This window comes from Flavobacterium galactosi, from assembly GCF_048158585.1.
Taxonomy (GTDB): Bacteria; Bacteroidota; Bacteroidia; order Flavobacteriales; family Flavobacteriaceae; genus Flavobacterium; species Flavobacterium galactosi.
On record NZ_JBLNKV010000009.1, the window covers coordinates 1 to 20,889 of the forward strand.

21 protein-coding genes and 1 other RNA gene are annotated in these 20,889 nt (G+C 32.6%); 13 read left to right on the forward strand and 9 right to left on the reverse strand.

Annotated features, from left to right (window positions below; translation table 11 throughout):
• Positions 1–1,566: ice-binding family protein (locus ACM55M_RS16190; protein ID WP_416858724.1), on the reverse strand; the 1,566-nt coding region annotated here is incomplete at its 3' end.
• Positions 1,567–2,463: 897 nt separating this feature from the next.
• Here ACM55M_RS16190 and ACM55M_RS16195 point away from each other — a divergent pair.
• The 4 genes from ACM55M_RS16195 (at position 2,464) to ACM55M_RS16210 (ending at position 6,573) form a co-directional block, all read left to right on the forward strand.
• On the forward strand, positions 2,464–2,949 hold the full coding sequence (locus ACM55M_RS16195; protein WP_416858725.1) for a SixA phosphatase family protein: 486 nt from the start codon (positions 2,464–2,466) through the stop codon (positions 2,947–2,949).
• Between the two features lie 5 nt (positions 2,950–2,954).
• Complete coding sequence (gene ppk1 / locus ACM55M_RS16200; protein WP_416858726.1) at positions 2,955–5,024, forward strand: polyphosphate kinase 1; 2,070 nt, start codon at positions 2,955–2,957, stop codon at positions 5,022–5,024.
• 68 nt (positions 5,025–5,092) lie between these two features.
• Entirely contained in the window at positions 5,093–5,983 is an 891-nt protein-coding gene (locus tag ACM55M_RS16205; protein ID WP_416858727.1) for a Ppx/GppA phosphatase family protein, read from the forward strand.
• Positions 5,984–5,991: 8 nt separating this feature from the next.
• Positions 5,992–6,573, forward strand: coding sequence for a TMEM175 family protein (locus tag ACM55M_RS16210; RefSeq protein ID WP_416858728.1), 582 nt, complete (start codon positions 5,992–5,994; stop codon positions 6,571–6,573).
• Positions 6,574–6,594: 21 nt separating this feature from the next.
• Here ACM55M_RS16210 and ACM55M_RS16215 read toward each other — a convergent pair whose 3' ends face one another.
• Entirely contained in the window at positions 6,595–7,038 is a 444-nt protein-coding gene (locus tag ACM55M_RS16215; protein ID WP_416858729.1) for a DNA polymerase III subunit gamma/tau, read from the reverse strand.
• Between ACM55M_RS16215 and ACM55M_RS16220 the strand changes: the two genes are divergently transcribed.
• The gene (locus ACM55M_RS16220; protein WP_416858730.1) at positions 7,019–7,219 is read left to right on the forward strand and encodes a hypothetical protein; all 201 of its coding nucleotides are present in this window, start codon (positions 7,019–7,021) and stop codon (positions 7,217–7,219) included. The genes ACM55M_RS16215 and ACM55M_RS16220 overlap by 20 nt on opposite strands.
• Positions 7,220–7,247: 28 nt before the next feature.
• Here ACM55M_RS16220 and dnaX read toward each other — a convergent pair whose 3' ends face one another.
• The 3 genes from dnaX to ACM55M_RS16235 form a co-directional block, all read right to left on the reverse strand.
• Positions 7,248–8,333, reverse strand: a complete 1,086-nt coding sequence (gene dnaX, locus ACM55M_RS16225; RefSeq protein ID WP_416836735.1) for a DNA polymerase III subunit gamma/tau — start codon at positions 8,331–8,333, stop codon at positions 7,248–7,250.
• Between the two features lie 236 nt (positions 8,334–8,569).
• Positions 8,570–9,685 carry a class I SAM-dependent methyltransferase gene (locus tag ACM55M_RS16230; RefSeq protein WP_416858731.1) on the reverse strand — a complete coding sequence of 372 codons (1,116 nt, stop codon included), beginning with the start codon at positions 9,683–9,685 and terminating at the stop codon, positions 8,570–8,572.
• A gap of 96 nt (positions 9,686–9,781) precedes the next feature.
• A complete protein-coding gene (locus ACM55M_RS16235; RefSeq protein ID WP_416858732.1) occupies positions 9,782–10,081 on the reverse strand; it encodes a hypothetical protein in 300 nt (99 codons plus the stop codon).
• A gap of 119 nt (positions 10,082–10,200) precedes the next feature.
• On the opposite strand from ACM55M_RS16235, the gene rnpB reads away from it, so the two are divergent.
• Both rnpB and ACM55M_RS16245 read left to right on the forward strand, forming a co-directional pair.
• Positions 10,201–10,520: RNase P RNA component class A (gene rnpB / locus ACM55M_RS16240), an RNA gene on the forward strand.
• Between the two features lie 178 nt (positions 10,521–10,698).
• The gene (locus ACM55M_RS16245; protein WP_416858733.1) at positions 10,699–11,619 is read left to right on the forward strand and encodes a ketopantoate reductase family protein; all 921 of its coding nucleotides are present in this window, start codon (positions 10,699–10,701) and stop codon (positions 11,617–11,619) included.
• A gap of 11 nt (positions 11,620–11,630) precedes the next feature.
• On the opposite strand, the gene ACM55M_RS16250 is transcribed toward ACM55M_RS16245, so the two are convergent.
• Both ACM55M_RS16250 and ACM55M_RS16255 read right to left on the reverse strand, forming a co-directional pair.
• Positions 11,631–12,227: an RsmD family RNA methyltransferase gene (locus ACM55M_RS16250; RefSeq protein WP_416858734.1), complete on the reverse strand. Its 597-nt coding sequence runs from the start codon at positions 12,225–12,227 to the stop codon at positions 11,631–11,633.
• Positions 12,224–13,045, reverse strand: a complete 822-nt coding sequence (locus ACM55M_RS16255) for a DUF3822 family protein (RefSeq protein ID WP_416858735.1) — start codon at positions 13,043–13,045, stop codon at positions 12,224–12,226. The genes ACM55M_RS16250 and ACM55M_RS16255 overlap by 4 nt, the downstream gene beginning before the upstream one ends.
• A gap of 153 nt (positions 13,046–13,198) precedes the next feature.
• Here ACM55M_RS16255 and ACM55M_RS16260 point away from each other — a divergent pair, with 153 nt between their 5' ends.
• The 6 genes from ACM55M_RS16260 to kdsB all read left to right on the forward strand — a co-directional run bounded on the left by ACM55M_RS16260 (position 13,199) and on the right by kdsB (position 18,865).
• On the forward strand, positions 13,199–14,620 hold the full coding sequence (locus tag ACM55M_RS16260; RefSeq protein WP_416858810.1) for an ATP-dependent DNA helicase: 1,422 nt from the start codon (positions 13,199–13,201) through the stop codon (positions 14,618–14,620).
• Between the two features lie 148 nt (positions 14,621–14,768).
• A complete protein-coding gene (locus tag ACM55M_RS16265; RefSeq protein ID WP_416858736.1) occupies positions 14,769–15,323 on the forward strand; it encodes a transposase in 555 nt (184 codons plus the stop codon).
• Between the two features lie 132 nt (positions 15,324–15,455).
• Positions 15,456–16,286 carry a 4,5-DOPA-extradiol-dioxygenase gene (gene ygiD / locus ACM55M_RS16270; protein WP_416858737.1) on the forward strand — a complete coding sequence of 277 codons (831 nt, stop codon included), beginning with the start codon at positions 15,456–15,458 and terminating at the stop codon, positions 16,284–16,286.
• A gap of 93 nt (positions 16,287–16,379) precedes the next feature.
• Positions 16,380–16,994, forward strand: a complete 615-nt coding sequence (locus ACM55M_RS16275; RefSeq protein WP_416858738.1) for a hypothetical protein — start codon at positions 16,380–16,382, stop codon at positions 16,992–16,994.
• A gap of 309 nt (positions 16,995–17,303) precedes the next feature.
• Positions 17,304–17,984, forward strand: coding sequence for a GNAT family N-acetyltransferase (locus ACM55M_RS16280; RefSeq protein WP_416858739.1), 681 nt, complete (start codon positions 17,304–17,306; stop codon positions 17,982–17,984).
• 152 nt (positions 17,985–18,136) lie between these two features.
• Entirely contained in the window at positions 18,137–18,865 is a 729-nt protein-coding gene (kdsB, locus tag ACM55M_RS16285; protein ID WP_416858740.1) for a 3-deoxy-manno-octulosonate cytidylyltransferase, read from the forward strand.
• Positions 18,866–18,943: 78 nt separating this feature from the next.
• Here the strand turns inward: kdsB and ACM55M_RS16290 are convergent, their stop codons facing one another.
• Together ACM55M_RS16290 and ACM55M_RS16295 are read right to left on the reverse strand one after the other, a co-directional pair.
• Positions 18,944–19,609 (reverse strand): spermidine synthase, encoded by a 666-nt coding sequence (locus ACM55M_RS16290; RefSeq protein WP_416858741.1) that lies wholly within the window; start codon positions 19,607–19,609, stop codon positions 18,944–18,946.
• Between the two features lie 319 nt (positions 19,610–19,928).
• Entirely contained in the window at positions 19,929–20,882 is a 954-nt protein-coding gene (locus ACM55M_RS16295; protein WP_416858742.1) for a fumarylacetoacetate hydrolase family protein, read from the reverse strand.
• Positions 20,883–20,889: the final 7 nt, after the last annotated feature.

Below are 20,889 nucleotides of genomic sequence, written 5' to 3' on the forward strand. Positions count from 1 at the left end.
GTAAGTTCCTGCAGGTATACCTGAAGCAACTACTACATCGGTACCAGAAAGTGTTATACCTAAATTAGTCGCAGACACAAAAGTCGTATTGACTTTAGAAGAAACTACAGCCACTCCGTTGAGCATATCATTCGACAAAACATTGGTAAATGTTCCGCCTGTGTATCCATTTATAGAAGCGGTATCATTAATAGCATCAATAACTGGAATAGGATCGGCGAAGCAAAGCGTATTATTATAAATTACGCCTGTACTAAAACCGATTGCACCCTGAGTAGAAAGCATTCGACCTTCAAGATTTCCATTAGCTCCCATGGTGTTGGCACCATTATGCGCAATAAGAGTACCTTTCATGAACGTAAATGTACCCATAGAAATAGCTCCTTCTGCTACCCAAAATACATTACAACGACGTACGCCATTAGTCAAAATAACCTTAGACTGTGCTGCTGTTGTAAAGGCTCCTTGAAATTTAAAGATAAATAAAGCATCCGGATTTCCTTGACCGTTTAAAGTAATGGTTCCTGCTAAAGATCCAGCTCCAGCAATGGAATAAACTCCTGCTGTTAAAGTTTCTCCGCTTCCAAAGGCAGGAGTATGAGAAGTATTTGTTGCAGGCGTGTTTGAAAGCTGAACATAAGCGGCTTGTAAATCTATTTTAGCTTGTGCAGTTGTAGCATCGACATGATGAAATGAACCAGCCACAGTAGAACTTGCGAAACCGCTAATATCTCCATCATTTGATCCTATATCACCTACTATTCCTGATGTCGCTGCGTTAGCTACTGCCCCAACACTAGTAAATAGAGCAAAATTGGCAGCAGTTCCTAAAATATTATTATTACAAGTATTATCACAAGCTATAGGAATAGTAATAGGACCGGCAGGTATGGTTGACTTACCAGGTCCAAAAGTAATGGCACCTTCAGTAGAAAGCATCCTTCCTTCTATATCTCCTGAGCCTCCAATTGTTATGGCACCAGGGTGAGCTATAAGTGTTCCTTTGGTAATTGATGATGAACCAATGGAAATAGCACCTTCAGCGATCCAAAATACATTACACGCACGGGCTCCATTAGCTAAAATGATTTTGGAACCTGCTGTTGAAGAAAATCCGCCTTCAAATTTAATAACAAACGCGGCATTCGTATTTCCTTGTCCATCTAAGGTAAGGGTTCCTGCCAACGATCCTGCGCCTGCTATTAAGTAAACTCCGGCAGTAATGGTTTCTCCGCTTCCAAATGCCGCAGCATGCGTGGTATTTGTTAGAGGAAGATCACTAAGATGAATATAAACCCGAAGTAAATCAATTTTAGCTTGTGTGGTTGTAGCATCGGCATTGTGAAATGTACCAAATGTGGATGCAGGTCCAAAACCACTGATAGCGCCTACATTCGTCCCTATATCACCATGATAAGTAGAATTACCTGTATTTGAAACTGCTCCAGTACCGGAATAAGCAGAAAAATTGGTAAGTGTTCCTAAGTTAAGTACTTGTCCAAAACCTATATTTGGAAATGATAACAAAGCGATAGTTATTATACTATAAAGTAATTTTTTTTTCATTTGATTTCATTTGGGTTTAAAAATTCATTTTTAAAGATTTGGATAAAATGCATAACCCATTCATTGGACGATTTTTTGTGATTTGTGTATAACATATGTTTTTTTAGTACCGCTATATAACCATCTATTTGTTTGAATATCATTTTTTTAAATTGCTAATATTGTGATTTCCCTATATAAATAAATTGTAGGCTAAATTGATTAAGTCTTAATTATTCCAGTTTCTCTTACCATATGTAAAATGCGACATCCTTGTTTCGGACACTTTATTTTCATCTTAATATTTTTCAATAGTCCTTTCAGTACTTTTACGAGACCTTAATTGTAATGATTCTCTAAATCCCTAAATGTTGTATAAACAGTTTTTTAAACATTAAACAACATGAAAGTTTATTTAAATAAGTTAATTGTGTACTATTAACACTTTTAAATCTTTTTTTAGAACAAGTTTGATATCGTGTAAAACTACTTACATAAAATTGCTATTTATAATTTTATCTGTGAATAACCTAAATACCTGTTGAAACGAGATTTCTTGTTAAAAAAAAATTAAAAAACACTGCTTTTTAGCTTTTTTTAACATGATTTTAATTTATTTTTATTCTATCCTTGTTTTTTTTAAAAAAAAATTAACATTTCAAATTTATATTTTTTATTATTTATTAACAAGTAAAAAAGACGATAAAATGCATATTTATCGGATTAAGTGCATTTTTGAATAATTTTTAGTAGGAAAAGTATTGTTTTTGTAAAGTAATTAACAATTTTTATCCTGATTTTTCTTAAGACTATATCTATAAAATATGTTTTTATTAAAAATTAGATTTAAAAAATATTTTGTAATTTGTAATCTTAAAGAAATTAATGCAATGCCATTGATAAATAAAATTTGAAAGTATGAAAAATTTAATATTAATACGGCATGCAAAATCAAGTTGGGAAGCGCCGCTACATGATAAAGATCGACCGTTGACCCATAAGGGAATGAAAGATGCTCATTTAGTATCTTCTCATGTAAGTGATTTTATTCCTAAATCATATGTGCTGTGGAGCAGCACAGCTGAAAGGGCTTTAGAAACAGCACTGATTTTTGCTCAAAATATAGCATATCCCATAGAATTTATTGATTTCAAAGACGAGCTTTATACTTTTGATGAAAATAAATTAGAGAAAGTTATTAAATCTTGTGATAATGGTATAGAAAGTGTTATTCTTTTCGGACATAACGAGGCTATTACAAATTTTGTTAATAAATTTGGAGATGCTTTTATTAATAATGTTCCTACAGCTGGATTTGTGTCTTTACAATTTGACACAGACAACTGGAATACCATTAAAAAAGGCAAAACAAAAAAAATAATATTTCCCAAAGAATTAAAATAAAAAAAGTGTTAGAACATAAATATATTGATAGAGAAAAAAGTTGGTTAGCATTCAATGCAAGAGTACTTCAAGAAGCTGCAGATGATTCGGTACCGTTATTAGACAGATTACGCTTTTTAGGTATTTTCTCTAACAATCTTGATGAATTTTTTAGGGTTCGATTTGCAGCCATCAGACGATTAAGCCTCTCAGGAATATCTGGAGAGAAATATCTTGGTGGTATTTCGGCACAACAATTAGTGAAAGATATTACCGAAATAGTAATTCAGCAACAATCTGAAAGTCTACGAATTTTAAACATTATTGAAACTAAGCTGGAAACGGAAAACATATTTATTATAAATGAAAGTCAAATTTCCCGCGAGCAGGAGAATTTTTTAAAAGACTTTTTTATTCAAAAATTAAGTCCCGAATTAGTAACCATTATATTAAATGATTTAGCCGAATTCCCGTTATTAAAAGATACTTTAGGATATTTGGCCGTGAAATTGGTTATGAATCATACCTCTGAAGTTCGATATGCCGTTATTGAAATTCCAAAAACAATTAATCGATTTGTTGTTTTGCCTTCTAATACTGAAAAACAGTATGTAATTCTTCTCGATGATGTGATAAGACATAATTTGAAAAGTATCTTTAATATTTTCGATTATCAAAGTGTTTCAGCGCATATGATTAAAATTACTAGAGATGCACAATTAGACATTGATAGTGATTTGAGTAAAAGTATGATAGAAAAAATTTCTACAAGTGTAAAAGATCGAAGAATAGGGGAGCCTGTTCGTTTTATTTATGACCAGTTGATTGAAAAAGACACACTCCAATTTTTCTTAGATAAGATGAAAATTGTTACTACTGACAGTATTATTCCAGGAGGTAGATATCACAACAGACGTGATTATATGAATTTTCCAAATCTTGGCAGATTTGATTTACTGTACCAAACTAATGAACCGCTGCCGATTCCTGGATTAAGTCTTGAAGGAAGTATATTAGAAAAAATTAGTACTAAAGATTATCTGTTAAATGCACCTTATCAATCTTTTTCTTATCTCACTAAATTTTTGAGGGAAGCGGCTCTTGATCCAAAAGTAACTTCAATTAAAATTACGTTATACCGATTGGCAAAAAATTCTCAAATTATAAGTTCTCTTATAAATGCGGCCAAAAATGGAAAAAAAGTAACTGTTCAAATCGAGTTACAAGCTCGTTTTGATGAAGCTTCTAATATTTCGTATGCAGAGCAAATGAAAACAGAAGGAATTGAACTTATTTTTGGAATAAAAGGACTGAAAGTTCACAGTAAAATATGCGTTATTGAAAGAACCGAAAATGATAAAATAAAACGATATGGTTTTATTTCAACGGGGAATTTTAATGAATCAACCGCAAAAGTGTATACTGATGTGACCCTTTTTACCAGCCACCAACAAATTCTAAAAGACATTACAAAAATTTTCGAATTTTTCGATATTAATTATAGAGTACATCGATACAAACATCTTATTGTTTCTCCGCATTACACCCGAACCCGATTCTACAAGTTGATAGATAGAGAAATTTTACATGCTTCTGCAGGTAGGAAGACGCATATAAAATTAAAAATGAATAGTTTATCCGATTTTAAAATGATTGATAAATTATATGAAGCCAGTAATGCTGGAGTAAAAATACAACTCGAAATTAGAGGTATTTGTTCATTGATACCTGGAATCCCTGGGATGAGCGAGAATATAGAAGCAATTAGTATTGTAGATAATTATCTGGAACATTCCAGAATTTATATTTTTGGTAATGCGGGACAAACGGAAGTTTACATTTCTTCAGCTGATTTTATGACTAGAAATTTGGATGGTCGAGTAGAAGTTACTTGTCCTATTTATGATCAGGAAATAAAAAATGAGCTCATAGACAATTTCGATTTAGGTTGGAAAGGAAATGTAAAAGCGAGATATCATTCTTATAAATTAGATAATAAATACAGAGTAAGAAATCATAATCCAGTTTTTAGAGCGCAATTAGAAACGTATAAATATTATCGAAATAAAATTGACGTTTTAGAAGAAATTGTTTAAAAAGTGGTTTCATATTTGCTGTTGTCTTCGAATAAAATAAGAAACTAAATTCAAATCATAAATTACGAATGATTAAATTAAAAAAATATGCTGCAATAGACATCGGTTCAAATGCGATGCGTTTATTGGTTGTAAATATTGTTGAGCAAGATGGGAAAGAACCCCAATTCAATAAAAGTTCCCTTGTACGTGTACCAATTCGTTTGGGACAAGATGCTTTTACTGTTGGTGAAATTTCTCAAGAGAATATGGAAAGGATGTGTGACGCCATGAAAGCATTCAATCTATTAATGAAAGTGCATAAAGTAGAACGTTATATGGCATTTGCAACTTCAGCGATGCGAGAAGCCTATAACGGTAAGGAAGTTGTAGCAATGATTAAGAAAAAAGCGGATATCAAAATAGAAATCATTGATGGAAAAAAGGAAGCTGCCATAATTGCTTCTACTGATTTGCATCATTTATTAAAAACAGATCAAACGTATCTTTTTGTTGATGTTGGTGGTGGAAGTACTGAATTCACCTTGTTTTCCAATGGTAAAATGATAAATTCCAGATCATTCAAAGCGGGAACAGTTCGGTTGTTAAATGAGATGGTTTGCGATGTGGTTTGGGATGAAATTGAAAAATGGATAAAGATAAATACTCAAGAATATGATGAAGTTACTTTGATAGGTTCTGGTGGAAATATCAATAAACTCTTCAAGATGTCAGGAAAAATGCAAGAAAAGCCTTTGTCTTACATTTATATGAATTCTCAATATGCTTTCTTGAATTCGCTTTCTTACGAACAAAGAATATCAGAATTAGGATTAAATCCAGATCGTGCCGATGTAATTCTCCCAGCGACAAGAATTTATCTAAATGCAATGAAATGGAGTGGAGCAAGAAATATTTATGTGCCTAAAATTGGACTTTCTGATGGTATTGTTAAAGCCATGTATTATGGTAAAATATAAGTTTTAAAATGAATAAAAACAGACTTGAAGCTTTTAGCGATGGTGTTTTGGCTATCATAATTACCATTATGATACTGGAAATAAAAGTTCCGGAAGGAGAAAATTTCAGCGATTTACTATCGCTTTTCCCTAAATTCATAAGCTACATATTGAGTTTTGTTTATGTGGGTATATACTGGAATAATCATCATCACATGTTACAAAGTGTTACTAAAGTAAATGGTAAAATTCTTTGGGCAAATCTTCATTTGTTATTTTGGTTGTCATTAATTCCAGTTTCTACAGGATGGATGGGGGAACATAATTTTGCCAAAGCTACTATTACATTGTATGGAGTAATTCTTTTTTTTGCAGCAATAGCTTTCTGGATACTTCAAAATGTGATAATATCTAGTGAAGGAGAAAATTCTATATTGGCAAAAGCGCTTGGGAAAAATCTTAAAGGAAGTATTTCTAACCTTTTATACCTAAGTGCAATAGTACTTTCCTTTTTTTATCAAATGTTAGCTGCTTCAATTTATATTATAGTAGCAATAATTTGGCTTGTGCCTGATAAAAGAATTGAAAAAGTTATCAATTCTGAAGAGTAATCTAATTCTAATTGCATAAAATTATACGTCTAAATCTAATCCAAATGTTGTTCGTAAGAGTTCAATATTTGGATTTATTTCAAGAAGCCTGTTGTATCGGTCTTGGTCATTAAAGTTTCTTTTACTTTCAACACTTTCATTTACAATAACGGTTATGGTAATATCATGATTGTGTAAATGACCTTTCAAATGCCCTAAAAGACCATTCAATTCTTTTTCAAAATCTAATTTTGAACCTTCATTTGGTAATTCAAGTGTGATGGCTGTTCCATTCAGTTTAGGATCGTTGATAAGTAATAACGATTCCATAATTTTATACCCTTTATCTCCTAAACGTTGTGCATATTTATTCCAATACAATAACATTTCGGTTTCGGTAAAAGATTCTGTTGGCAAATGAGCTACTTCTTTTACTATTCCTTTGTTACTTTCTTCTAATGCTTTTTTGGCACGAATACTAGACAATGAAAAAGCCGAAACTTTTGGTTCATTAGATTGTGGAATGTCAATTTTTACCGTAGGAGGTGGAACTGGAATTGTAGGAGCATTAGTTATAGCTTTCGGTTCTTTTTCTTGGACTGATGCTGCAATAGCAGTGTTTGCAAAACTTTCGACTTTAGCTTTTGAACTTTCTACAATTGAGTAATCGTTATTTCTAAAATAAGTAGGAGGAATTATAAATTGCTCAACTTTTTTTTTTCTCCATCAAAAGTGATAGAGGCAAGTTGCATCAGGCAAAGTTCAACAAGAAGTCGTTGATTTTGACTCAGTTTGTATTTTAAATCACAATCATTTGCAATTTCGATTCCTTTTAAAAGAAAATCTTGACTGCATTTTTGCGCTTGCACGCCATACATTTGTTGTGCTTGTTCCCCAACTTCTAATAAAGATAAAGTAGCAGGTGTTTTAGAAACTAATAAATCTCTAAAATGGGAAGCTAATCCAGATACAAAATGATGCGCATCAAATCCTTTGGCAAGGATTTCATTGAAAGCGATTAATAAATCTGGAATTTTATTTTCCAGAATCAAATCGGTTACATTGATGTATGTTTCGTAATCCAAAACATTCAAATTCTCCGTAACTGCCTGACGTGTTAAATCTTTTCCACAAAAAGAAACTACTCGGTCAAAAATAGATAAAGCATCACGCATCGCTCCATCAGCTTTTTGGGCTATGATATGCAAAGCATCATCTTCGAAATTAACTCCTTGACTGGTGGCCACTTCAGCAAGATGTTCTTTGGCATCTTTTACGGTAATCCTTTTGAAATCAAATATTTGACAACGAGAAAGTATCGTTGGAATAATTTTATGTTTTTCGGTTGTAGCCAATATAAAAATGGCATGTTTTGGCGGTTCTTCTAATGTTTTTAAGAAAGCATTGAAAGCTGCCGAAGACAACATGTGAACCTCATCAATAATATATACTTTGTATTGTCCCGTTTGTGGCGGAATACGGACTTGATCAATTAAATTCCTGATATCATCAACAGAATTATTGGAAGCAGCATCTAATTCGAAAACATTAAAAGCGAAATCCTCATTTGGATCATCGTATCCTGGCTGATTAATTTTTCGAGCTAGAATACGGGCGCAAGTTGTTTTACCAACTCCACGAGGTCCTGTAAATAAAAGGGCAGAAGCGAGATGATTGCTTTCTATGGCATTCAACAAAGTATTGGTAATGGCTTTTTGTCCTACAACATCTTTAAATGTTTGAGGACGATATTTACGTGCCGATACAACAAATTGTTCCATAGAATTTTTATTCGAAAGCAAATATAGGTTTTAATTTAATGATGGAAAAATTTGCAGCTTGAAAGATTTTATAATTTTTAAAATGGTCTTTAGTTCCAGAATTCCCTAGCCCAGATAGCAGTGGAAATCCTTATGAGCCGGGGTTCGGCGAATAAGATTGTAACGGACAGCTGGAAATAGCTCCTAATTAAATTGTAATTTCGAAAATATCAATATTTCAAAATCTGATTGAATCATTAGTTAAGAAGGGCTCTCGAAGAATTCGAAAGTTTTAAACCTGATAGTGGATATTCAGGTACTCCTTTTTGTTGGATCAATACTTTGAATTTCATTCCCATATCGATCAGTAATCTATAATTAATAAGTGATTCCTGCAGGACTGATGCCAAATCAGTTGGGTTATTATTCAAAGTTAAATTTTGATATTCTTTGATGCCCAGCGCCAATAAAAACTGTGCTTGGTCCACAATCCCACAACAATCCAAGCCGAATTGCGAACCCCAATGCGCTATTGCAGAAAAGTTGATGTGTGTTGTTATGTCTTGTTGCCCGATAAATTGATACGGATTGTCGTTTTTGTGGTGTTTGTAATAGCATAAGAGGGTACCGCAACTTCTACGATTGTTGTATAGCTCAGCCGATAAGGAACCATAATCGATGGTAATTACATACCCTTTTTGTAAAGATTGAGAAATTTCTTTGATCCATGATTGGGCTTCCAAATTAATTTCGGTACGAAATCCTTCTGGCAATTGTACATTTAATGCAGTTAAATAATCGGTGAGTTCTTTTTTGACAGGTTTTAAAATTTCAATAAAACCCTCTTTGTAATCCACAAACACTTCTTTAAGTTGCTCTTCCATAATTACCTGATGAACGGAGAAATTATCAATCAATTCATTGGATAAAATACAGCCATTAATTTCAGGAATATCTTGAATGGTGTTATACCAGTTTACTTTTTCATGCAAGTGTTTCTTTTGAATTTCCCGCATGCTGGCACTTTTTTCGATAATGCAGTAATTTAGATTCTCATATAATAAAGAGTTATTCTTTTTGAGATAATCTAAAATATCATGACACAATAAACCTGTACCTGCACCATATTCAACAATTTTAAAAGGCTTTTTTTCTAAGTTTTGCCACATTTCTTTTATTTGGCGCGCAATCATAGCTCCAAAAGCGGCAGTAAGATTGGCACTGGTGTAAAAGTCACCATCCGCCCCAATCTTGTTTTGAGTAGAATTATAATATCCCAATTCCGGATAATATAATGCCATCTCCATAAAATCCCGAAAAGATAATGGACCTTCTTTTTTAATTCGTTCTATTATTATTTCGGAAAGTAACATCGGATTTATAAATTAAATAGTGAAGTTTTTTCATAAATAAAGTACAGGTAGCCACTTATAAAACTAAAAAGCAGTCAAAATAAACCAAGTTTTTGTTTATTTGTTTCTTCCCTTAATGCTGATATCATTCAAAACTCTGGCAGCATCATTCTCGGAATTTGCTGCAAAACCAGCTACAAACACCCCTTTTTTACCTGAGCTGGATTTTATACCATAAACCGTTGCTTCATCATCAGGGTTGCTGTCTCCTTCGTATCGATAGATGTGTTCGATTTCATAGCGATGTGGATTTTTGATAATATCTTCCACATGAAGATTAAAATCAAACGTAAATCCCATTTCACTCAAATCGTCTAAGGCTTTAGAAACAGTGGCATAATGATATATATTTGACATAATACTAGATTTATGGTTAATGATTAAAGGTAACTATTTTATTATGAATTCATTGTCAAAGAGTTGTTAAAGTAAATAATCTAAAATCAAAAAACAGAAATTAAATGTTGTAAATTCGCACCGCAGACCGCCTTATCGTCGTTTTGAGCAATCAAAAGGGAGGAAAGTCCGGACACCATAGGGAAGCATAACGGGTAACGCCCGTCGGGTTGAGTAATCAATTCAGGACAAGTGCAACAGAAAGTATGTACAGGTAATGCTGTAGTGAAACCAGGTAAACTCTATGCGGTGAAATATCAAGTATATCAGCATTTAAGGGCTTCTCGTCCGTTGTTGAAGGGTAGATAGCTTGAGTCCCGTAGTAATTCGGGATCTAGATAAATGATAAGGCTCCGATTTTTTTCGGGGACAGAATCCGGCTTATAGGTCTGCATTTTTTTATTTTTTTGCTGTAAAGGCGCAAAGACATTATCTTTTTTTCTCATTTTTATACTTTATCACTTTAGGATTGTTTGTCAATCACTCATTTTCTTTGAGCCTTTGTTCATTTATGGCAAGTTGGACTAATTATCTTTGAAGTTCACTATTTAAATAGTGCTATATAATTGATTTATACTATGAAAATAAGAATAGGAATTTTAGGATTGGGTGGCGTAGGTGGGTATTTTGGAGGATTATTGGCTAAAGCTTACTTTGATTCGGATGCAATAGAAATCATATTTATTGCTCGTGGTGAAACCCAAAAAGCAATAGCCCAAAATGGACTGAAAATTATTTCTGATACTAATCAAGTAATTGTTTTTCCAAATTTAGTTTCTACTAATCCAGAAGAAATTGGTCAACTCGATTACCTTATTTGTGCGACTAAAACCTATGATATCGAATCCAGTTTTGCATCTATGAAAAGTTGTATTGTCCAAAACACAATAATTCTACCTTTATATAATGGTGTTGATGCAACGGAACGGATACAAACGCTGTTTCCAGAAAATATGGTTTTGCAGGGCTGTGCCTATATTGTTTCGATGATTGTATCACCAGGAGTTATTAGAAAATTAGGGCATTTTGAGAAGCTTTTTTTTGGTTCAAAAACAGCTTCAATTTCTAAATTGAATGCGTTACAAATCATATTAATAAATGCCGGAATAGAAAGTTATCTTTCAGAAAGTATCGAAGAAACGGTTTGGGAAAAGTTCATTTTCATTTCCCCATTGGCTTCGGCTACATCCTATTTGAATCAAAATATTGGTACTATTTTGAATAATCCAGTTAACAAAGCCATTTATATTTCACTGCTAAATGAGATTACTGCTGTCGCTTTCGCAAAAGGATTAGCGTTGCCAAAAGACATTATTGCCCAAACGATTGTCAAACTGGAAAAATCTCCTCAAGATGCCACTTCATCGATGCACAGGGATTTGTTAGCAAATCGGAAAACGGAAGTAGCTTCTTTGACGGAATATGTGGTAAACGAAGGTATAAAATATGGTGTGGCAACATCTACTTATCAAATGATTTTGGAAAAGTTATTAAAATAATACTAATTAGATTATTCTTCATCATCGTTTTGTTTAGATTCATTTTCAGCATCTTCCGTGTCGTTATCAGAGTTTATTTCGAAGAAACTAAAAATAGAACCGCCGTAACTTTTCTGGAACGAAAAATGAATCATGTGGTCCAGTTTGGTATATTTCGAATGTTCGATTACCATCATTCCTTCTTCATTAAGCAATTCTTTTTCGAAAACTAATAAGATGATTTTTTCGAAAGTTTTTTGGTCCAAAGCATAAGGTGGATCCGCAAAAATAATATCATAAGATGTTTTACATCTTTCCAAATAAGTGAAAACATCACTTTTTGTAGCTGCAATATTAAAATCATATTCGGCTGCGACTTGCTTGATGAATTTTACACAACCAAAATCACCATCAACAGATGTGATTGGAGTGCTTCCTCTTGAGGCAAATTCGTAACTGATATTTCCTGTTCCTGCAAATAAATCTAATATTTTAAGTCCTTCAAAACTGAAATGGTTGTTCAAAACATTGAACAATGCTTCTTTAGACATATCGGTAGTGGGACGAACGGGTAACCCTTTTGGTGGAAAAATCCGTCTTCCTTTGTATTTTCCTGAAATGATTCTCATGAGTTGAAAAGTATAAAATGATTTCTGTTTTCGGCCTCAGAAAAATAATTGTTCCATCGTAAATCTTCCACATCGATAAGGGAAACGTTGCGAATGTATTTGTAAGCGATTTTGAAATAATCACTTTCGGTATCAATATTTCCGATTAGTTCCAATGGGAAGTTTTCGGGATTTAAATTCAATTGTTCGGCAGTAAATAAGATGTAATACAAGAAATCTTCTGGCGTGTTGTAATCAAAAGAATTGAAAAGTAATAATTTTTGGTTCTGAACCACAATGATTTCAAAGTGACCAGAATTGATGTGAATGAACATCTTTTTCTCATCTTTATTTTTGGAAGCAACCAAAAGTTTCGAAACCAAAATACTATTGGCGTGTTTGTAATCGAAAGAACCAAACTGGTCAATAAAAAAATTATTGATATTCACATACGGAATATAAACTGAATTCATTTGATAGTTTGGAATTTCATCAAAAGCGAAAAAATCGGTTTTAAAAACCTTAGTGTTGTATTGCAAATAACTTCCTAAAAAGTTCTCATCAAAAAGAGCTATGGGAACAAAAGTGGAAAGGTTGTTATTGTGAATAACCAGAATTTCGTCATACGAATCCTTTAATTCCGGATAATCCCGAAAAGCATCACCAAATAAATCTTCAATTTTTGTGGCTTTATGAAACGTATCAAAATGTACTTCGTTAAATGAAGTTACGGTATTGTTTAGCGTGTCAAAACAACAAAAAGAAAGTCCAGTCAAGGAAACTTGAATGGACAGTTTTTTATATTTTTTTTCGGTGATGTTCGTATTTTGTATTGACATAATTTGATTTTCAATCCATTTATACCTTATATATAGTACAAGAATTAAATGCGGTCACAAACTTACAATTTTTTTTGATTCTAATGCCAATTTATGTAATTGCCTCGATTTTCATACTTATATTTGATGTTCATTTATAGCAATCAACTTCACATGAATTCCTCCTTGTTTTACAGCCTTTTACAGAGAAAATTTCCTTTTCAGCCCACTTATAAACAAGATATTTTTTTTCAAAAAATTGCTATTTTTTTAACCGAAGCTGATAATAAGACCATTTTTGTTTTAAAAGGATATGCAGGAACAGGAAAAACAACCGTGATTTCTACGATTGTAAACAGTTTATTGGATATCAATAAAAAATATGTTTTGCTGGCACCAACCGGTCGTGCCGCAAAAGTAATTGCCAATTATTCGAACAAACCTGCTTTTACGATTCATAAAAAAATCTACTTTCCCAAGAAATCTTCGGGTGGGGGCGTTTCGTTTACCTTGCAACAAAACAAACACAAAAACACGATTTTCATAGTCGATGAAGCTTCGATGATTTCGGATACTAATTCCGATTCTAAGTTATATGAAAACAGTTCGTTGCTTGATGATTTGATTTCCTATGTGTATTCAGGAACGAATTGCAAGATGATTTTATTGGGTGATACCGCTCAGTTGCCTCCTGTGAATTTGGATATCAGCCCCGCTTTGGACATTCGCACTTTAGGAATGAATTATGATAAGGAAGTAGAACATATCGAATTGGATGAAGTGATGCGTCAGGAAGAAAATTCCGGGATTTTGTATAATGCAACCGAACTTCGGGAATTATTGAAAGATTCATTTATAGATGAATTCAAATTTGATGTCAAGAAATTCAAAGATATTGTTCGTTTGACCGATGGCTACGATATTCAAGATGCCATCAATTCTGCCTACAGTAATTATAGTATAGAAGATACGGCTTTTATTGTTCGTTCGAATAAAAGGGCGAATCAATATAATGAGCAAATTAGAACCAAAATTCTCGACAAAGAAAGCGAACTATCAACCGGAGATTTCTTGATGGTGGTGAAAAATAATTATTTTTGGTTGAAAGATTCTGATGAAGCGGGTTTTATTGCCAATGGTGATATTATCGAAATATTAGAAATTTTCAATATCAAAGAATTATACGGTTTTAAGTTTGCCAAAGTAAAAATCCGAATGATTGATTACCCCAATCAGATTCCATTTGAAACGGTATTGTTAATGGACACCATAAAAAGCGAATCGCCATCTTTAACTTATGAAGAATCCAACCGATTGTATCAGGAAGTATTGAAAGATTATGAAGGCGAAACCAAATTTCAAAAATTCCAAAAAGTAAAAGCCAACGAATATTTCAATGGTTTGCAAGTGAAATTCTCGTATGCAATTACGTGTCATAAATCACAAGGTGGACAATGGAATACGGTTTTTATAGAACAACCGTATTTGCCCGATGGTATCAATAGAGATTATATTCGGTGGTTGTACACTGCAATGACCCGAGCAAAAAATAAATTATATTTGATAGGATTTAAAGATGAAAATTTTGTGGAGTAAATTATATCGTTTGGATTCCGGTAGATACGCGATGAATCGCGTCTAACACTATATAAGTATATTATGAGATACACCAATGAATCACATATATTATGGGAGACGCGATGAATCGCGTCTGTACATCGAAAATCCAAGTAATGATTAAGTTATGCCAGAAAAATTTCAAAATAAATATAGAATTCCATCGGCACGATTGCAAAATTGGGATTATGGTGCTAATGGAGCCTACTTCATTACGATTTGTACTAAAGAAATGAAACATTTTTTTGGAGAAGTTGGGAATGAAAAAATGAATTTGAATGCTGTTGGAGCATTAGCAGAAGAATATTGGTTGGAGATAATAAAACATTTTCCATATGTAGAATTAGGAAATTTTCATATTATGCCGAATCATATGCATGGGATATTGATTATTAATAAATCCGGTCAATTTGTTGAGAAGCGATTAATCGCATCTGTAAAGTTGCAGCAGGGAATAGGAGGATTTTCTGGAGAAAACAATCCAATGTTATCTGAAAATATATCTAAAATAATTCGATGGTATAAAGGAAGATGTACCTTTGAAATGCGAAAAATTAATAAAAATTTTGAATGGCATTCTCGTTTTCATGATCACATTATTAGAAATTCTGATTCATTTGAAAGAATACAAAATTATATAGAAGAAAATCCATCGAAATGGGAAGAGGATAATTTTTTTTAAAATTAAATAGCATTTAATAATTGCATTCCGTACAGACGCGATTTATCGCGTCTCTTTTAAATAGCGATTTGGAGAATCCCTTTTAAATAGCGATTTCTAAAATACCTTTGAACTGGATAAAATTATATTTTTATGAATACACTAAACGACTTACATAAAATTTCAGGTTCTTTTTCGAATACCGAAAAAATGCCAGTTTTGTTTCTAGGACACGGCAGCCCGATGAACGCGATTGAAGAAAATCAGTTTGTGACCGGTTTTAGAAACTTGGCTAAAACTTTACCGCAACCGAATGCCATTTTGTGTATTTCGGCGCATTGGTTTACCAAAGGAACAAAGGTAACTGCAATGGAAATGCCAAGAACGATTCATGACTTTGGAGGTTTTCCGCAAGCGTTGTTCGACGTGCAATATCCAGCAAAAGGAAGTCCGGAATTAGCGATAGAAACCAAACAATTGTTGACACCGGTAGAAGTAGAGCTGGACGAGCATTGGGGTTTGGATCACGGTGCTTGGAGTGTCATCAAACATTTATATCCCGAAGCGAATGTTCCCGTAATTCAGTTGAGTATTGATTATACAAAATCCGGGCAATACCATTTTGAGTTGGCTCAAAAACTAAGTGCGTTGCGTACCAAAGGAATCCTGATTGTAGGTAGTGGCAATATTGTTCATAATTTAAGGTTGGTTGATTATCACAATTTCGATAAAGACAATTACGGTTACGATTGGGCAATTGAAGCAAGGGAATCAGTAAACAATTATTTACTGGATGGAAATTTCCAACCATTGATAGATTTTGAAAAACAAAGCAAAGCGTTTCAATTAGCGATTCCTACACCGGAACATTATTTGCCTTTGATTTACACTTTGGGATTAAAAGGAAAATCCGAAGAACTGAGTTTGTTCAATGATAAGTTATTGGCGGGTTCTTTGAGTATGACTTCGGTGAAGATTATGTAGAAAATTGTATATAAATAATTCGGAGATTAATTTATTATTTCAGAATCATTAAGATTAGTATCATGTTTACTTAAAAAAATAGAAAATAATATTATGAAAAATGAATACAAAAAATTTCTTGATAATTTTTTTTCAACATTACTTGACTACAAACATACAACTAATAGATTAAACAAAATTCTGATTTTGGATTATCAAAAATACACAGAAGAAGGAGCATCATATAATTCTACTTCTTCTTTACTTTTGAGCGATTGGACAGGTGAAACGGATAATGGCTGGGCATTGCCTTTTCATTCTGGCATATCTAAAGAAACTTTAAAAGAAAACTATAAAAATGAAATTTTCAATATTTTATCAAGAGAATTTTGTCTGATTTATTCTCAATCTTATGAAGCTCTTGAAAAATATTTTAAAGACTGTGTTTTATATAAAGCAGAGTGTGACTTAGAATTTCAAGAAATAATTAAGAGAAAATTTAGTATTGAAGGAAAAATTAAAAGAGACGATATAAAAGGAGGAGAAAACCTTTATAAATTAGTAAAAAGAATAGGAAATACAACTCTTCATAATTTCTCGAAAAATAATAATATGAATATAAAATTTGGAGAATTAATAACCATTTTATCTGAAGTAAGACATTCAATAGTTCATTCAAAATCTGTAATTAATAAAACCAAAATAAAAAAAAACGAATTATCATTTTGAAATTTTCAAGTTTTTATTTAATCATTCTGAGATAAATAGTGAACAGATAAAAATTGAACTTGATATTAAAAAATTCGAATGTCTGAATGGTATATTAGTTGAGTTTGCTTTTCAAATTTATAAATCTATATCAATTGAAGAAAACTTAGTTTGGAGTCACGAAAATTAAGATAAATAATTTTAGAATTTTTAATTCATATTATTTTTTTGTTTAGTTAATGGATTCCTACTATCGCGATCGTTTCACTCTTGACCACAGAAAAAATCATGATTATTAATATTAAACACAAATCCTCAAAACCACTTATTGTGAAAACACAAGACGATAAAAAATTAGATAATCCCGTTTGGTTTTCGTTATCAGAAACGCATCAAAGTTTTGCGGTAGATTACGGCAGTATAAAATTTTATCATCCTGATTATTGTCCGTTTGGTGGTTTTGAAAAAGGCAATGCGACTGCAAAGTCTATCGATGAATATTCTCAGATAGTTGATAGTTTTTTTATTGTTGGAGAAAAACCAGAACTTTCAAATCTATTAAAGTTAAATAAAGAATTGGTTTGTCTTCAAATGATTGTTTATAATCCAATCGATGTTGCCATTAATGACCAAATCATAAAACTGACTGACGAACATATTGATGTTTTATATGAGTTGGTGAACATGGTGCAACCGGGATATTTTAAAAAGAAAACTGCTTTATTAGGAAATTATTACGGCATTTTCAAAAATAATGAACTTGTTGCCGTAACTGGTGAACGCATGCAAATGAATGATTTCATCGAAGTAAGCGCAGTAGTCACACATCCTAATCATACCGGAAAAGGATATGCGAAACAATTAGTTGCCCACGCTGTAAATGAAATTTTGAAGCAAAATAAAACTCCTTATTTACATGTGATTGAAAATAATATAGGAGCAATACAATTGTACGAGAAATTAGGTTTTGAAATTCGACGTAAGATTAGTTTTTGGAATATCATAAAGTAAATTTAGGTATAGAATTAAGAACAATTTTGTAAATCCTAAAAACATGTTAACTTAGCGCCCAGCTAACCTGATTGTTCCGTTTGCTTCAGTATATAAATTAGAAATAAAACTTTGCGACTTACTGTCTTCGTAGCAAAATGAAAAATATAAAAATGAAAATAATAGCAGTCATTCCCGCCCGTTACGCTTCCACACGCTTTCACGCTAAATTGATGCAGGATTTGGGAGGAAAAACGGTGATTTTAAGAACTTATAAAGCCGCAAAAAAATCAAATCTTTTTGACGATGTTTTTGTGGTTACGGATTCTGATTTAATTTATAACGAAATAGTTTCTAATGGAGGTAAAGCCATAATGAGCATCAAGGAACACGAATCAGGAAGCGACCGCATTGCCGAAGCTGTCGAAAATCTGGATGTGGATATTGTGGTCAATGTGCAAGGCGATGAACCCTTTATCGATACGGTTGCTTTGGAAAAACTGATTGAAGTTTACAAGAATGACTCCGAAAAGAAAGTAGATTTGGCTTCCCTGATGTGTGAAATAACAGAGGAACACGAAATAAACAATCCCAATAATGTGAAAGTGGTTGTGAATCAAAACGGTTTTGCGTTGTACTTTTCACGTTCGGTGATTCCGTATCCAAGAGAAATAAATGTGGGGGTTCGCTATATGAAACACATCGGGATTTACGCTTTTAGAAAGCAAGCTTTATTGGATTTTTACAGTTTACCTATGAAATCATTGGAAGCATCCGAAAAACTGGAGCAATTGCGTTATTTAGAATTTGGTAAAAGTATAAAAATGGTTGAAACTGCACATATTGGAATTGGAATTGATACCCCCGAAGATTTAGAAAAAGCTAAAAAAATGCTTGAATAAATTAAAAAAACCGCAGATTCACAGATTGTTGATTAAACCAATTAATCTGCGGTCGAGTTTCTATAAATAGAGTAGTTTTTATTCTAATTTTTCAATAACGATTAATTCATTATGGACTTCAATTCTAGGTATGGTTCTTATTTTGAATTGGTTTTCATAAAATTCAGAGACATATTTTTGATTTCTTATATTTTGGGTTTCATTCAAAATCATCGTATTGAAAAGAATGAAACCTCGACTTTTTAAAAGGAAGCAGATGCGGTTGATGAAAAATGTTTCAAATAAAAAATTGGGCATTGTGGTATCTTGGAAAATATCAATTATAATCAAATCGTATTTGCTTTTGGTTTTCAAAACAAATTCAAATGCATCTTCAATAACAATATCAAGTTGGGGTATTTTATCTAAGGCAAAATATTTATTTGCCACCTTAATTATATCGGAATCAATTTCAACTCCGGTTATTTTTCCTTTATATTTAATTTCATCAACCAACGTTTTTATAACACTTCCTCCGGCCACTCCCAAAACAAGAATATGTTCCATAGCCGCTATTTTTTTGTAGCCAATGTTTTTTAGGCCAATTCTTAAAATGCGTTGCAGACTTCCATACGAATAATTGGCATTTTCAGAATCTAAAACCAATTCCCCATTTTCCCAAGTCACTTCAATCGATTTACTCAATGAAGATTTTGATTGATAAATTTTTATTGGAATAAGGTAACTAAATATTTTTTTTATCATTTGGGACAATTTTACTCAAAAAATAGTTGAGTTGTAATACTATTTAACATAAGATATTTCCAGTTATAATTAAGCGAATTACTAATACTTCACAAAAGTAAAATAACCTAGTAAACTAATTCTTATAAATTACTTTTTCGACTTGGTACAAATGTATTGATTATTCCAGTATCGTTTTGCATTATGATAAAGTCAAATGTATATTAATGACCTAATGAAATAAATGAAAATCACATGGTTTTAAAGCAAAAAAAAATACCTAAAACAACACGTGCTTTAGGCATTTTCTAACTAAATTGAAAATATTTATTTGAACAGCTTAAACCACTGTATTTTTTAAAATTCCTATTCCTTCAATTTCCAGTTCCACAACATCTCCAGGTTCCAAAGGGCGGTGAACTGAAAAGTTATTTTCTATCAAACTTCCCCAACCAACGGTTCCCGAACCTAAAATATCTCCGGGCATCAGCGTTACATTATTTTCTGACGCTCGTTCCATCATTTGGGGAAAAGTCCAATGAACGGTTTTATAATTCCCTTCGCATATTGTTTCTCCATTGATTTTTGATGTCATTTTGATATCGAAACGATCGCTTGTGCTTTCCGGCATGGCCAAATGTTCCGGATGTGATTCTCTTGAAATACTGCAACGGTATTTTTCAAATTCATCTTTGGTAACGATACAAGGTCCAATGGCATTAGCAAAATCCTTTCCTTTGTGAGGGCCAAGCGGTACTGTCATTTCGTGTTTTTGAATGGCACGGGCAGTCCAATCATTAAAAACGGTATAGCCAAAAATATAATCATCGGCATTTCCGGCTTTAATGTCTTTTCCTTTCTTGCCAATTATGACAGCTATTTCCAGTTCGATATCTAATTTTTCTTCTCCTGCAGGACGTATAATATCGTCATTTGGCCCAAAGACACCTTGATGGTTTGTGAAATAAAAAATAGGTATTTCGTACCAGGCAGCTCCAACGGTATGACCAAATGATTTGGAAGCGTTCAACATGTGTTGTTCAAAACCAATATAATCCCTAAAACTGCGCGGATTAGGCAAAGGAGCTAAAAGTTTTACATCGTTTAAAGCATAATGTGGTTTTACAACACCAAGCTCATCGATAATCTTCAAATTAGCTTCGTGATTATCTATAAAAGTAAGCATGTCTAAAGGCAATCTTGAATCGGCTAGATTCATGTCTACAACAGCGTCTTCCTGCAACCAACCCGTACGGCTTTCACCTGCTTTATTTTCGAAAGTGATTAATTTCATATCTTAT

Excerpts from the sequence above, each read along its gene's own strand:
- ACM55M_RS16265 (WP_416858736.1), top strand. The coding sequence starts at position 14,769 with ATGCCAGAAAAATTTCAAAATAAATATAGAATTCCATCGGCACGATTG.
- ygiD (WP_416858737.1), top strand. The coding sequence starts at position 15,456 with ATGAATACACTAAACGACTTACATAAAATTTCAGGTTCTTTTTCGAAT.
- ACM55M_RS16275 (WP_416858738.1), top strand. The coding sequence starts at position 16,380 with ATGAAAAATGAATACAAAAAATTTCTTGATAATTTTTTTTCAACATTA.
- ACM55M_RS16195 (WP_416858725.1), top strand. The coding sequence starts at position 2,464 with ATGAAAAATTTAATATTAATACGGCATGCAAAATCAAGTTGGGAAGCG.
- ACM55M_RS16235 (WP_416858732.1), bottom strand. The coding sequence starts at position 10,081 with ATGTCAAATATATATCATTATGCCACTGTTTCTAAAGCCTTAGACGAT.
- ACM55M_RS16255 (WP_416858735.1), bottom strand. The coding sequence starts at position 13,045 with ATGTCAATACAAAATACGAACATCACCGAAAAAAAATATAAAAAACTG.
- ACM55M_RS16205 (WP_416858727.1), top strand. The coding sequence starts at position 5,093 with ATGATTAAATTAAAAAAATATGCTGCAATAGACATCGGTTCAAATGCG.
- ACM55M_RS16245 (WP_416858733.1), top strand. The coding sequence starts at position 10,699 with ATGAAAATAAGAATAGGAATTTTAGGATTGGGTGGCGTAGGTGGGTAT.
- dnaX (WP_416836735.1), bottom strand. The coding sequence starts at position 8,333 with ATGGAACAATTTGTTGTATCGGCACGTAAATATCGTCCTCAAACATTT.
- ACM55M_RS16230 (WP_416858731.1), bottom strand. The coding sequence starts at position 9,685 with ATGTTACTTTCCGAAATAATAATAGAACGAATTAAAAAAGAAGGTCCA.
- ACM55M_RS16290 (WP_416858741.1), bottom strand. The coding sequence starts at position 19,609 with ATGATAAAAAAAATATTTAGTTACCTTATTCCAATAAAAATTTATCAA.
- ACM55M_RS16250 (WP_416858734.1), bottom strand. The coding sequence starts at position 12,227 with ATGAGAATCATTTCAGGAAAATACAAAGGAAGACGGATTTTTCCACCA.
- ACM55M_RS16210 (WP_416858728.1), top strand. The coding sequence starts at position 5,992 with ATGAATAAAAACAGACTTGAAGCTTTTAGCGATGGTGTTTTGGCTATC.
- kdsB (WP_416858740.1), top strand. The coding sequence starts at position 18,137 with ATGAAAATAATAGCAGTCATTCCCGCCCGTTACGCTTCCACACGCTTT.
- ACM55M_RS16295 (WP_416858742.1), bottom strand. The coding sequence starts at position 20,882 with ATGAAATTAATCACTTTCGAAAATAAAGCAGGTGAAAGCCGTACGGGT.
- ACM55M_RS16260 (WP_416858810.1), top strand. The coding sequence starts at position 13,199 with ATGAATTCCTCCTTGTTTTACAGCCTTTTACAGAGAAAATTTCCTTTT.